This window comes from Burkholderia sp. WTPI3, from assembly GCF_021483755.1.
Taxonomy (GTDB): Bacteria; Pseudomonadota; Gammaproteobacteria; order Burkholderiales; family Burkholderiaceae; genus Burkholderia.
Genome location: NZ_JAGIXF010000005.1, coordinates 38,935 through 51,629 on the forward strand (window position 1 = coordinate 38,935; position 12,695 = coordinate 51,629).

Annotated in this window: 10 protein-coding genes; 3 read left to right on the top strand and 7 right to left on the bottom strand. The window is 67.3% G+C overall.

Annotated features, from left to right (window positions below; all coding sequences use genetic code 11):
- Positions 1-47: 47 nt before the first annotated feature.
- Together J7024_RS04370 and J7024_RS04380 are read right to left on the bottom strand one after the other, a co-directional pair.
- Positions 48-473 (bottom strand): MarR family winged helix-turn-helix transcriptional regulator, encoded by a 426-nt coding sequence (locus J7024_RS04370; protein WP_096506098.1) that lies wholly within the window; start codon positions 471-473, stop codon positions 48-50.
- Between the two features lie 632 nt (positions 474-1,105).
- Positions 1,106-2,056 carry a LysR family transcriptional regulator gene (locus J7024_RS04380; protein ID WP_124830945.1) on the bottom strand — a complete coding sequence of 317 codons (951 nt, stop codon included), beginning with the start codon at positions 2,054-2,056 and terminating at the stop codon, positions 1,106-1,108.
- Positions 2,057-2,172: 116 nt separating this feature from the next.
- Between J7024_RS04380 and J7024_RS04385 the strand changes: the two genes are divergently transcribed.
- Positions 2,173-3,693, top strand: a complete 1,521-nt coding sequence (locus tag J7024_RS04385; protein WP_234744816.1) for a CoA-acylating methylmalonate-semialdehyde dehydrogenase — start codon at positions 2,173-2,175, stop codon at positions 3,691-3,693.
- Positions 3,694-4,063: 370 nt separating this feature from the next.
- Here J7024_RS04385 and J7024_RS04390 read toward each other — a convergent pair whose 3' ends face one another.
- On the bottom strand, positions 4,064-4,768 hold the full coding sequence (locus J7024_RS04390; RefSeq protein WP_124829772.1) for an SDR family oxidoreductase: 705 nt from the start codon (positions 4,766-4,768) through the stop codon (positions 4,064-4,066).
- A gap of 130 nt (positions 4,769-4,898) precedes the next feature.
- On the opposite strand from J7024_RS04390, the gene gcvA reads away from it, so the two are divergent.
- The gene (gene gcvA, locus J7024_RS04395; protein WP_124829773.1) at positions 4,899-5,801 is read left to right on the top strand and encodes a transcriptional regulator GcvA; all 903 of its coding nucleotides are present in this window, start codon (positions 4,899-4,901) and stop codon (positions 5,799-5,801) included.
- Positions 5,802-5,895: 94 nt separating this feature from the next.
- On the opposite strand, the gene J7024_RS04400 is transcribed toward gcvA, so the two are convergent.
- The 4 genes from J7024_RS04400 to hflK all read right to left on the bottom strand — a co-directional run bounded on the left by J7024_RS04400 (position 5,896) and on the right by hflK (position 11,749).
- Positions 5,896-7,881: a heavy metal translocating P-type ATPase gene (locus J7024_RS04400; protein ID WP_175786629.1), complete on the bottom strand. Its 1,986-nt coding sequence runs from the start codon at positions 7,879-7,881 to the stop codon at positions 5,896-5,898.
- Complete coding sequence (locus tag J7024_RS04405) at positions 7,878-8,726, bottom strand: SPFH domain-containing protein (RefSeq protein ID WP_234744817.1); 849 nt, start codon at positions 8,724-8,726, stop codon at positions 7,878-7,880. Before J7024_RS04405 ends, J7024_RS04400 begins: the two co-directional genes overlap by 4 nt.
- Positions 8,723-9,760 carry a protease modulator HflC gene (hflC, locus tag J7024_RS04410; RefSeq protein WP_234744818.1) on the bottom strand — a complete coding sequence of 346 codons (1,038 nt, stop codon included), beginning with the start codon at positions 9,758-9,760 and terminating at the stop codon, positions 8,723-8,725. Before hflC ends, J7024_RS04405 begins: the two co-directional genes overlap by 4 nt.
- A 93-nt stretch (positions 9,761-9,853) precedes the next feature.
- Positions 9,854-11,749, bottom strand: a complete 1,896-nt coding sequence (gene hflK, locus J7024_RS04415) for a protease modulator HflK (RefSeq protein WP_175760035.1) — start codon at positions 11,747-11,749, stop codon at positions 9,854-9,856.
- A gap of 330 nt (positions 11,750-12,079) precedes the next feature.
- On the opposite strand from hflK, the gene J7024_RS04420 reads away from it, so the two are divergent.
- Positions 12,080-12,676 carry a hypothetical protein gene (locus J7024_RS04420; RefSeq protein ID WP_175750502.1) on the top strand — a complete coding sequence of 199 codons (597 nt, stop codon included), beginning with the start codon at positions 12,080-12,082 and terminating at the stop codon, positions 12,674-12,676.
- Positions 12,677-12,695: the final 19 nt, after the last annotated feature.

The window sequence follows — 12,695 nt, forward strand, 5'->3', positions numbered from 1 at the left end:
CAGGTATCGTCCGTTCCTGCGAATCCGCGCACGTTGCTGTCGCGCGTTCAGTTGATATCGGTGACGTCCTGGAAAGCCCAGCCGAACGACTGAATTTCCGATTTGTGCAAGGCCGCAACCTTGCGCAAGCAATCCGCCCCTTTTTCTGTCAGATGGATCTCCACTTGCCTTCGATCCTGTTCGCTCGTCTGGCGCCGGACGAGCCCGGCCGCTTCACAGCGTGTGACGAGCGCCACCGTGCCATGCGAGGACGCCTGCAGCCGCTCGGCAATCTCGCCTACTGTCGCCCACGAGCGGTCCGGAAACGCACAGGTGTGCAACATCAGCATGTATTGCAACGGCGTCAGCCCCTCGGCACGCAGGATTTCCTCCGAGAAACGCAGAAAACGCCGCAGCCGGTAGCGAAATTCGGATAGCTGCTCGAGGTCGTGTTTCGTGGCGCTTGCGCCAGCTTTTCGATTGCTTGCCGCCATCACGAACTCCGGGAACACCGGGAGTTTTCTGGAATCATGTCATCACGTGACCTAAAATATAGGCGCCCGTGACAGGTAGTGCAAAGTGCTTTCATCGGTCGCTGCCCTCGTCGCTGCGTGGATTGACCCCATCAACCTGAATCGGTGAGGAGAAGTGGACGGCATTTCGATACCGCTGCTGGTTGCCCTGGTCGCCGTACAGCCAGGTCATTCGATAAGCTCACATGCGGGAACGGCCAGCCACGTCGTTGTCCCCGCGCGGAATATACTGCATGCCGGCGATTCGCGGGCGTGGCCAAGTTTCATGCCGACCATCCACCGCCCGGCAGGAAGCCATTCGACGTCTACCCCGGTCTACATCCCCAGCGTGACGTATCACCCCGACGGTTGGGGCTCACGCTCCCGGCTGGCGGGCGAACGGTTCAAGTGGTAATCGATCGGCGCTATTTGGCCGGGCCATGTGTGCACTGAACATCGATACGTTCTGCAGCGCTGTGGTCGACGCCAACGCTTACGCGCCCTCCTTCATCGCCATGTATGACGCCCGCTTCGCGAAGCCACCGAAAGGCGGCTTCAATGCGCACCGGCCGCTACGAGACGACGCGGATCTGAATCAGGTTGATGACCCGGCGTTAGCGAGCCGCTGCCACGGCAGGCGAGAACCCGCCGCTCAACTCGCCCCGTAGATACTCCACCAGCGCGCGCACTGCGCTAGGCACGACCGGGCTGTAAGGGCGGATTGCGAAGATATGATCTCCGAACGCGCCTGACGGACGCCACGCGCCGAGCAGCGGCACGAGATGGCCCGCGTCGATGTCGCGCTGTGCGCTGAAATCCGGCAGCAACGCGATGCCGAGGCCACCGAGCGCCGCCTCCCGCATCGCTTCGCTGTTGTTCGCCGCGAAACAGCCGCGCACGGGCACGCTCACGCGTGCGCGCCGCCGGTCGCGCGGCTCGAAGCTCCATGCGGTCGGTTCGTTGCCGCGCAAATAGCACAGGCAGTCGTGTTCGGCGAGCGCATTCGGATGCTCGGGCGTGCCGCGTCGCGTCAGATACTCGCGGCTCGCGACGAGCAGCGAGCGCGTCTCGCAAAGCTTCCAGGCGACGTGCGTCTGCGGCGCGGTGGTCGTATGACGAATCGCGAGGTCGAAGCCTTCCTGCGACAGTGAAAACAGCCGGTCCGACAACTCCAGTTCGATGCGCACCCCAGGATATTGCTCGATGAAGGCCGGAAACAGCGGCACGATCCGCTGCCGGCCGAGCGCGACCGGCATTGTCACGCGCACGAGGCCGCGCGGCTCGCCGGCCAGATCCTTCACGCGAGCGAAGTTCATCTCGATGGTTTCGTATGCCTCGCGCGTGCTGTCGACGAGCGTCTGCCCTGCCTCCGTGAGCCGCACGCTGCGCGTTGTCCGCCGCACGAGCGGCACGCCCGCCGCCCCCTCGAGATCGGCGATGCGCTGGCTCATGGCCGCCTTGCTGATGCCGAGCCGCTGGGCCGCAGCAGTAAAGCTTCCGGTCACGGCGAGCACCGTCAGGGAATGAATGTGCGGCAAAAGGGTTTGGCTATTTTGAGAATTCATCGTTTGATTATTCAGAATTCTGAACAGTGAATCAATTGTAGCGGCCTTCTCCAGCCGCCGTCATTTGCCTAGACTGGAGCCTTCTCAATCAGGATCACGGATCAGGAGACGACTTGATGACCACCGTTCCCGCCTTCACCTCGTCCGACGACGTCGGCCACTACATCGACGGCGCCCGGGTGTCGGGAGCCAGCGGCCGCTTCCAGGACGTATTCAATCCGGCAGCCGGCAAGGCCGCCCGCCGTGTCGCGCTCGCCGACGACAACGAGGTCGCTCAGGCGGTCGCCGCCGCACAAGCCGCCTTCCCGGCGTGGTCCGAGACGCCGCCGATCCGCCGCGCGCGCGTGATGCACCGCTTCCTGCAACTGATTAACGAGCATCGCGACACGCTTGCCGCAATCATTACCGCCGAACACGGCAAGGTGTTCTCCGACGCGCAGGGCGAAGTCGCGCGCGGCATCGACATCATCGAATTCGCCGCCGGCGTGCCGCAACTGCTCAAGGGCAACTTCACCGATCAGGTCAGCACCGGCATCGACAACTGGACGATGCGCCAGCCGCTGGGCGTCGTCGCAGGCATCACGCCGTTCAACTTCCCGTGCATGGTGCCGTGCTGGATGTTTCCGGTGGCACTCGCAACGGGCAATACGTTCGTGCTGAAGCCGAGCGAGCGCGATCCGTCGGCGGCACTGTTCATCGCCGATTTGCTGACCGAGGCGGGCCTGCCCAAGGGTGTCTTCAACGTCGTTCAAGGCGGCAAGAACGCGGTCGACGCGCTCATCGATCATCCGGACGTGCAAGCGGTCAGCTTCGTTGGCTCGACGCCGATCGCGCACTACGTACACCAGCGCGCATCGCAAAACGGCAAGCGCGCGCAAGCGCTCGGCGGTGCGAAGAACCATATGGTCGTGATGCCCGACGCGAACCTCGATCAAGCGGTCGACGGACTGATCGGCGCCGCCTATGGCTCGGCCGGCGAGCGCTGCATGGCGATCAGCGTCGCAGTGCTGGTCGGCGACATCGGCGACCGCATCGTCGAGAAGCTCGCACAGCGCGCGAAAACGCTCGTCATCGGCGATGGCATGTCGCCGGAAGTCGAAATGGGCCCGATCGTCACGGGTGAGGCGCTGAAGCGGATCGAAGGCTATATCGACATCGGTGTGCAGGAAGGCGCGAAGCTCGTCGTCGACGGCCGCGGCCTGAAGGTGCCTGGCCGCGAGGAAGGCTTCTTCACCGGCGGCACGCTGTTCGACAACGTGACGACCGATATGCGCATCTACAAGGAAGAAATCTTCGGGCCGGTGCTCGCATGCGTGCGCGTGAAGGATTTCGCCGAAGCCGTGAATCTGATCAATGCGCACGAGTTTGGCAACGGCGTCGCGTGCTACACGAGCGACGGCGGCATCGCGCGAGAATTTGCGCGCCGCATCCAGGTCGGCATGGTCGGCATCAACGTGCCGATCCCCGTGCCGATGGCATGGCATGGATTCGGCGGCTGGAAGAAGAGCCTGTTCGGCGACATGCATGCATACGGCGAAGAAGGCGTGCGCTTCTACACGAAGCAAAAGTCGATCATGCAGCGCTGGTCGTCGAGCATCGGCAAGGGTGCTGAATTCGCAATGCCGACCGCAAAATAAGCGCGGTGGATTGGCGGGTTCCTCGATCCGGCAATACCCGTGAGGAGGGCCTACTCGTCGTCCCGAGCGGGCTCCGTCGCGAGAGTTCGGGTTGGGTGCGGCGTCCGGATGGATGTCGCATTTTTTTGCGTATCGTCCGTCGCGGTAGAACGCGATGGACTGCTGCAAACTATCGTCGAGCACGGTCTGAGGGGGGCAAGAGCCCAAGCATGCCAGCACGCGAACGGTGCGTAGCTGGCCGCAGGCTTCGAGGCGACGTGCAGCACGAAGCCGCGTGCCTTCAGGCACCCTTCGATATCTCTTTGCATCTTCACCGCGAACGGATGCGGCGCGGGCGTTCGCACGCACGCCGCCCCGATCCTGGCTCGACTTACAGCGCCCGCACGATGCCGCCGTCGACGCGAATGTTCTGCCCGGTGATGTAGCCGGCGCCTTCGGACAGCAGGAACGTCACCGTTTGCGCGATCTCCTGCGTCTTGCCGAAACGGCCGACCGGAATGCGGGCAACGATTTCGGGCGTTTCCGGCCAGCTGTCGATGAAGCCCGGCAGCACCGAGTTGATCCGGATGTTGTCCTTCGCATAACGATCCGCGTACAGGCGCGTGAAGGAACTGAGCGCCGAGCGCAGCGCGGACGACACCGGCATGGCCTGCTCGGGCGCATCGGCCGCGAAACTCGAAATGTTGACCACCGCACCGCCGCCCTGCTTCAGGAAGACCGGCGTCACGCGGCGCAGCACGCGCACGACGTTGAGCACGATCAGATCGAGCCCTTCGTGCCACTTGTTGTCTTCGAGGGAGAGCAAGTCGCCCTTCGGCGGATGCCCGGTGTTGTTGACGACCGCGTCGATGCGGCCATACTTCGCGAGCGTCTCGTTGACGAAGCGCTCGATGTCGGCATCTTCGGTGACCGACCCCGCGATGCCGAAACCGCCGAGTTCCTTCGCCAGTTCGGCGGCACTGCCGGACGGCGACATCAGCGCGACGCGATAGCCGTTGCTGGCGAGATCCCGAGCGATCGCAGCACCCATGCCCTTGCCCGCCGCCGTCACTAAAGCCACTTTCTCTACAGTCATGCTGTTCTCCAGGATAGGTCGGCGGAACGCCGTATTCGATCTCGACATCAATCTATACGAGCACTCTAGGACTCTATAATGCAATTGTCGAACGATGATTTCTTCAGTCACCCTGTAGAATTTCTACTGCATGAAGGCTCTTTTGCGTACCCGCCGGTTTCCTCCGCTCAATGCGCTTCGCGCGTTCGAAGCGTCGGCGCGCCACCTCAATTTCCGGCTGGCCGCCGATGAACTCGGCGTGACCCAGGGTGCTGTCGCGCAGCAGGTCAGGCATCTTGAAAACGCTGTGGACGTTCAGCTCTTTCGGCGCTTGCCGCGAGGGCTCGCGCTGACACGCGACGGGCTCGAGTATTTCTCGTCGGTTCAGCGCGCGCTGCAGATCATCGCCGACGCAACGGAAGCGCTGGGCCAGCGCGCGACGATTCTCACCGTCAGCACGACGCCGTCGTTCGCGTCGAAGTGGCTGATTCCCCGATTGTCGGACTTCAGCAGACTGCATCCCGACATCGAGGTTCGCGTCATCGCCGACGAACGGCTCGCGACGTTCAAGGCCGATGGCGTCGACATCGCGATTCGACTGTGCAAGCCGCCGTTCCCGCCCGGTTTGACCGGCGAGTTGCTGTTTCCGCTCGATATCTTCGCCGTCGGCAGCCCGAAATTGCTCGATGGCAACCCGCCGATCCGGAAGCCCGCCGACCTGTCGAAACACGTGCTGCTGCACGACGCTCACGATCTGTGGCCCGAATTCATCCACAAGCTCGACGGAAAAGTTCGGGCCGATCCGACCAAAGGGCCGCGGTTCAGTCAGACCCTGCTCGCCATCGACGCCGCAGCCGCGGGGCAAGGCATCGCGCTGACCAGCGAGCCGCTGGTCGAGCGCGATATCGCGGATGGCCGGCTACGGCGCGCCTTCGACTTTTCCTTCCCGATGACGCTCGGGTTCCACGTTGTCTTTCCGCAAGCGAACGCACATTCGGAAGCGCTCGAGGCCATGCGCGACTGGTTGTTTGCGCAGTACGGAAACGCACGCTGATACGGCGATTCAACGCGCGTAAGGCGCTGCCGCGCCCAGATTCCCCGCCCTGGCTCCGATCGCCACTCGTTCGGCGATACCTGCGGAGACGGCCTCAGGCGGGTTTTTCGACGCCGTCGCCATCACCGCCAACGGCCCTGCCCGCCCCCGTCACCGTGCCGTCGGCCTCGTCGATCCGCAGCAACCGGCCCGCGTTGGCAATCACGATGAACGTGCCAATGTTGTGCAGGATCGCGGCCCAGACCGCACCGAGCACGCCGGTCGCGGCCAGCGCGATCACCGCGAGCGTCCATGCGAGCCCGATCGCCGCATTGGTCGTCGCCGTGTGCCGGCAGTGCCGGCCGAGGCGGATGCAGGTCGCAATCCGCTTCAGATCGTCGCCGAGCAGCACGACGTCGGCCGACGCGATCGCGATGTCGACGCCGCGCTCGCCCATCGCGATGCTGGTCGAGCCTGCCTTGATCGCCAGCACGTCGTTCAGCCCGTCGCCGACGACGAGCGGATGCCGGCCGGCGCCAATCTGGTGCATCACGTAATCGAGCTTGTCGTGCGGCAGCGCCTGCGCGACCACGGTCTCGATGCCGGTCTCGGCCGCGACCTTGCGCGCCACCGGCTCGCGGTCGCCGGTGAGCAACGTCTGCCGCGCGAGGCCCAGCGTCCGCAGCTCGGCAAGCGCCTCGTGCGCGTCGGGCCGCAGCGTGTCGGAGAACCCGAACCACGCGAGCAGCCGTCCGTCGAGCATGAGGCCGACAAGCGGCCCGTCGAAGCCGTCGGGAGGTGGCGGCAACGCGCCGGCATGGTCCGCGAGCAGCGCGGGCCGGCCGAGTACTGCGGTGCCGTCGGGTGTCTCGGCGACGACACCGAGTCCGCGCAATTCCCGCGTGCGTTCGAACGGCGCAACGGCGGCACTGGCAAGGCCGGACGCGACGGCATCGCGCACCAGCGCGCGGCTGGCCGGGTGCGCGCTGCCTTCGCCGAGCCGGGCGGCCAGCGCGCGGGCATGCGCTCCGTCGATGCCGGGTTGCAGCCACACCTGCCGGACCTGCAATTCTCCGCGCGTGAGCGTGCCGGTTTTGTCGATCACGAGCGAGTCGACCTCGGCGATCTTGTCGAGGAACGCCGCATTGCGAAACAGGATGCCGTGCCGCGCGCCCACCGCAATCCCGGCGATGGCCGTGGACGGCGCGGCGAGCACCAGCGCGCACGGACACGCGGCCACGATGACCGCGAGCATCGCCGACGCATTCGCGGACGTGAACCAGACGATCGCGGCGATCAGCAGCACGAGCGCGAGATAGGCGCCCATGTGCCGCTCGAGCACCTGCGTGACGGGCGGTTTCGCCCGTTCCGCCTGCTGCATCAGTGCGATGATCTTGCCGAGCGCCGAATCCTTGCCGGTGTGCGTGACCTCGATGCGCAGCACGCCGTTCAGATTCAGCGCACCGCCATACACGGCGCTGCCTTCGTCGACGTCGTGCGGCACGGATTCGCCGGTGATCGGGGCATTGTCGACGCTCGATGCGCCCGCTACCACGATGCCGTCGACCGGAATGCGCGCGCCCGCCACCACTTCGATCCGGTCGCCGGCATGAAGCGCGTCATACGCGACTTCGGTGACGCTGCCGTCCGTTCCGATGCGGCGTACGCGACCGGCCGTCAGTTGGCCGAGCGCGCGGATGGCTTCCTGCGAGCCCAGCACGCTGCGCTCTTCGAGCGCATGCCCGAACGTCATCACGATCGGCAGCAGCGCGGCCGTGGTCATATCGCCGATCGCCCACGCGGCCAGCATCGCGAGCGCGATCAGCCGGTCGGTCACGCCGTGCAGGCTCGGCGCACGCAGGCTGTGCCACGCGCTCGCAAAGACGGGCCCCGCGACGATCAGCGATGCGAGCGCGGCCAGCATCTGCGCGAGGGTGTCGTCGCCGGATGCCAGCGTGCGCCACGCGAACGACAGCACGAGCAGCCCGCCCGCGAGCAGCGCCAGCGCGATCTGTCGCGTGATCGTGCGGCGTTCGTCGGTGGACAGCGCGTATACCGTCGGGGCGTCCGGCTTCCCGGCCGGTTCGGCGAGCATCTTCATCGGGCATTCCCGGGCAGGATCAGGTTAGAGGTGTCGCGCGGATCGATCGTCGTCACGCGCCCTGCCTTTGCCAGCACGCGCTGCACGCGATCGCGATAGAGCCGTGCCAGCAGCCCCGGATCGCCGTTCTCGCGCAGCGTTGCGTCGAGTTGCCGGATTTCCAGCGTGTCGGTCTGTGCGGTCGCGACGCGCTCGGTGGCGCGCGCCTGCGCTTCCTGGACGATCCGATCGGCATCCTGCTGCGCGTCCTGCCGCCGCTGCTCGGCGGCGGTGCGTGCTTCGGCGATGGTCCGCTCGGCGATCTGCTCGGGCCGTGCGACCAGGATCGCATCGAGATCGCGGGCCGCCGCGACCTCGACGGCCGACGCGGACACGATCCGCTCGAGGGCCGCGTCGAGGCGGTCCTGCTGCAATACATACGCGTACGGATCGCTGACCCGGTAATAGAGAACCGCGCTCAACGCGACGGCGCCGCCGTCGCCCGTCAGCACATAGCCGGAGCCGGCGAGCGCGTCGGGCAGCCGCGCGACACCCGCCGCGGACGAGGCGAGCGCCCGCGGATCGCGGTCGAGCGAACGGATCTTCTGTTCGAGCACGCGCGCGGCGCCCGGCACGAGCCGCACCGACTCGAACGGCCGCGGCCATGCGATCACGAGCCCGGCGTCCTGGGTGCGCACGAGCGCGCCAAAGCGCATCACGACCGCGCGGCTGTCGGCCGGAATCCGCCGGATGTTCGAACTGGCCCACGCGCACGCGGCCAGCACCGCGAGTGCGGCAATGAACCAGAACGACAGGCGCACGGCCTGGGCGCCGGGCCCGAGCGGCGGTGCAGGCTGCGCGCTCATCGTGCGGCCTTGTGCGGCTTCGGCTCGGGCGTGTTTTGCCCGCCCGCGTCGGTCGGCCCTTGCACGAGCACGCGGAACGGCGCGGCATCGGTGCGCAGGATCAGGTTGGTATTGGTGCCGACCACCGCGTTCAGCGTGTCTAGCGAACGCAGCATCGTGTACAGATGCGGATTGCCCGCATAGCTCTTGCCGTAGATGTCGGCCGCATCCTTGCGTGATTGCGCCTCGATGTCGGCCGCCTTGACGTTCGCGTCGGCGATCGCGATGCGAGCGTCGCGCTCGGCGTCCGAGCGGATCTGCGCAGCTTCGCGATTGCCGTCCGCGGTGCGCTGCGCCGCCACGGTCTCGCGCTCCGCGCTCATCCGGTCGACGGTCGCGGCGAGCGTGACCGCCGGCAGCGTGAGCCGTTCGAGCCCGACCTGCGCGACGCGCACGCCATAGGTCGCATAGAGCTGCGCGTCGATTTGCCGGCGCAGCGTGTCCTCGAATTCGCCGATCTTCACCTGCGCCGGATCGGTATTCACGAGCGATGCGAGGTCGTACCCGGCGGACGTCGTCTGCAATGCGGACCCGACGAGCGAGCGAATCTGCCGGGCTGCTTCATCGGGCTCGTTGCCGACCGCGCGCATGAAGCGCCCGATGTCGCGTGAATCGGCCGGCACGCGCCATGCGACGTAGGCCTCGACGATGATGCGCAGTCCATCACGGGTGCCGACGTCCTGCAGGCCGCTCGACGTCGTGTGCAGCCGCAGGTCGACGGGCGTCACCGCGTCGATCGGCGCAGGCAGGCGCCACGCCAGCCCCGGTTCGAGCAGCACGCGCACGGGACGCCCGAAACGCGTGACGACCGATGCCTCGCCGGCACGCACCTGCACGAAGCTCGCGACCGCGAGCGCGACGAGCACGCACAGCACCGCGACGGCGACGCGCAGCCGGAATGCGCCGGGCGGCTGCGGTGCGCCGTGATGCGCGTGGTGGTCGTGGCCATGGCCGTGGTGCGCATGATCATGCGCGTGCGAATGAAACAGACTCACGATGTCGTCCCGGGTGCGGCGTCGTCCGCGTGCGGTGCGGCGGCATGTGCTGCCGCCGTGTTGCGCCGCCCGCGCGGACCTTGCCGCGACATGTCAATGGATGCCGGCCAGATCGCCGGCGGGAGTGTTGCGCAGGTCGACGGTGGCCCGCGTGCCGTCGGCCAGCCGGTCGTCGATGATCGTCATGCGCGCATTGCGCAGGCCGTGCTGCAGTTTGTTCAGGTAATACTCGAACGGAAACGCGGGACCGCCGAGCCGGTACGCCACCAGGTCGGCATCGAAATCGATCCGCTGCACGCGCGCCGACGACAGCGTGTCGCCCGCCTGCGCTTCGGCTTGCGCGATCCGCACGAGCGCCTGCTGCTGCGCGTTGCCGAGCAGGCCGGCCGCGAAGCCGCGTGCCTGAGCGACGCTGCCCTGCGCGCGGATCTGCGCGGCCTGGACGTCGTGGAACGCGGCGGCCGCACCGGTCGGCGGATGCACGCTTTCGATCACGACCGCGACCACGTCGACGCCGCTTTGCAGCCGGTCGAGCTGCTGCTGGATCGCCCACTTCAATTGTTCGGCCATGGCGGCCTGATTCGTTTCGAGCAGCGATTCGAGCGTATGCGAAGCGAGGTAATGAACCAGCTCGCGATTGGCGCTCACGCGCACCGTGCTTTCCGGGTCGCTCGTCCGGTAGAGCGCCGCACGGGCATCGGCATCGGTCGGGCCGAGACGGTAGTCGACCCGCACGTCGGCGTTGACGATCTGGAAATTCTGCCGGTCGCCGTTCGCGCCGGCGATCACCTGGGTGGTTTCCCATGGGTGCGCCACGTCCCAGAGGCGGTCGAGCCGCTCGGGAGTCGGGCCGTCGGCGGGCGCGGCACGCGTGTCGGCCGTATCGTCGCTCGCACTGCCGGCGATCGCGACCTGATGCACGGCGCCATTGTCGACAATGCGCGCGCGCCCGAACGGCCAGGGCAAGCCGACGTGCAGGCCGGGCTGCCAGACCGCGACCGGCGCGCCGAACCGTTCATATACCGCGCGCTGCTCCGGGTTCAGCACGACGACCGCGGTGAGCAGCCACGCGCACGCCACGGTCGCGCCGAGCGCGCCGGGCAGCAGCCTCACGAAGCTGCGCCAGCCCCAGCTTTGCCGCAGGTCGATGCCGTAGCGGTCGCGCAATTCGGCGTCGAGCGACGCCAGCGGCGACGGGCGACGGCTCAGCAGGCCCGCGATCGCGCTGGTCGGGACGGCGGCGCCGCGCGGCACGTCGAACCAGGACAGCACGCCGCGCACGGCCAGTTCTGCCCCGACGAGCGCGTTGAGCAGCGCGACGGCATGGACGAGGCCGTCCGCCGCGCGGTGCAGGAACACGAACCATGCGGCGGCCAGCGCGCCCGCGAGCGCAGTGACAAGCGCCATGCGCAGCATCGGGGTGAGCGACGCGGAAACCGTGGATGTGCCGGCTGTCGCCGCATGATGGCGTTCGGCGACGAGCGTGAGAAAGGCAAGGACAATGCATGCGGCACCAGCCGCGACCGTGGGTTCGGGCGCGGCCATCGCGCGGACCAGCACGACCGGCGCCGGCGGCAGCCACGCGAGCGCGGCAATCGCGGCGGACAGCACGGCGCCCGCGGTGACAGCCACCGGCCGCCAGTCGATCGCCGCGGCGATCGCCGGCCACGGGTTGTCGTATTGCTCGGGCTCCTGCTTGCGGCGGAACGCGCTGCGAAGCCAGTCGGCGAGCAGGCCGGCGGCCAGCCCCTGCGGCGGGTGGCGACGCGCGCGCTCGGCGAGTAGCACGCCAAGCGCGACGACGAGCACGTTGCACCATGCGCTCGCAAGCGGTGCGCACCAGCGCAGGTCGACCGGCAGCAGATCGACGACGCTCAGCGTCGCGAGCGCAGCGCCCAGCAATGCGGCGGCCCCTGCAACCGGTGCGAGTGCATCGCGGCCGGCCCGGCTGTCGGGAATGTCGTCGTTGCCGTGCGCCTGTTGCCCCATCGGGGTTCCTTACGTATTCATTACAGGATGCGCGGCAGCCCGCGCGGAATTCTGCGAGCGGCAATGTATCGCGGTGGACGATGAAACTCAAGGCGACCGGCGCGATTGCGGACAATTTGCGGGTAATCGCAGCCGGACGGACAAACCGTGCGCGCGTCATCCGTTGAAACGGAGCGCACCCTGTCCGGCTGAAACGATGGAATCCGCGGTCGCAACAACAGCGTGGCACGCAGGCCGCATTCCCGCCGCGCCGGACGGAAAACCGTGCCGGTTGCCACAACGCACGTCACGAATCCATACTGCGTCCACCGGCAACACACGCCCTTCCCGATGCACCACCGCCCCGACGATATCCGCCGCCTGCTCCTGAACGTACCGGCGCTCAGCCTGAATCGCCCGGGCCCGGCGGAATCGTTCCTGCGCGGCGTCGTCGACACGGGCGCCGAACTCGCTCACGTGTTGCGCGACTATCCGCAGGTCCGCTACCAGCCGCTCGACTTTCACTACGTTTGCCGGCAAAGCCTGTCCGCGCTGAGCGACGCGCTGCTGATCGACCTGACGCACGACCTGCAGCATGGATGGCCCGGTGCGCAATGGGCCGCGCTGTTGATCGCGCTGTCCGGCGACGCGCGCTATCTGCCGCATCTCGACGCCGTTCGATCCGATCGCGGCGTCGCCTGGACCGCCGAGCTCGCGGAAGCGGCCGTGAGCCCCGACGCGCGAGCGTCGACATGCCACTGCTGCCGCTTGATCGTCGAACTTCGCGAGCAGCTCGCGTCGATGCCGCGCGTCGGCGTACGGTTGCGACTGCAACCTTCGGCGGACGTCCTCTTCGCCCGGGCGGCGGCCGTGCGTGTCGCGTATCGCAGCGGGAATGTCGACATGGCGATCGAGATCGCCCGTCGCGCAGCCGACGCGGATCGCTGAGCGCAATCCCCCGGCACGA

Excerpts from the sequence above, each read along its gene's own strand:
- J7024_RS04370 (WP_096506098.1), bottom strand. The coding sequence starts at position 473 with ATGGCGGCAAGCAATCGAAAAGCTGGCGCAAGCGCCACGAAACACGAC.
- J7024_RS04380 (WP_124830945.1), bottom strand. The coding sequence starts at position 2,056 with ATGAATTCTCAAAATAGCCAAACCCTTTTGCCGCACATTCATTCCCTG.
- J7024_RS04385 (WP_234744816.1), top strand. The coding sequence starts at position 2,173 with ATGACCACCGTTCCCGCCTTCACCTCGTCCGACGACGTCGGCCACTAC.
- J7024_RS04390 (WP_124829772.1), bottom strand. The coding sequence starts at position 4,768 with ATGACTGTAGAGAAAGTGGCTTTAGTGACGGCGGCGGGCAAGGGCATG.
- gcvA (WP_124829773.1), top strand. The coding sequence starts at position 4,899 with ATGAAGGCTCTTTTGCGTACCCGCCGGTTTCCTCCGCTCAATGCGCTT.
- J7024_RS04400 (WP_175786629.1), bottom strand. The coding sequence starts at position 7,881 with ATGAAGATGCTCGCCGAACCGGCCGGGAAGCCGGACGCCCCGACGGTA.
- J7024_RS04405 (WP_234744817.1), bottom strand. The coding sequence starts at position 8,726 with ATGAGCGCGCAGCCTGCACCGCCGCTCGGGCCCGGCGCCCAGGCCGTG.
- hflK (WP_175760035.1), bottom strand. The coding sequence starts at position 11,749 with ATGGGGCAACAGGCGCACGGCAACGACGACATTCCCGACAGCCGGGCC.
- J7024_RS04420 (WP_175750502.1), top strand. The coding sequence starts at position 12,080 with ATGCACCACCGCCCCGACGATATCCGCCGCCTGCTCCTGAACGTACCG.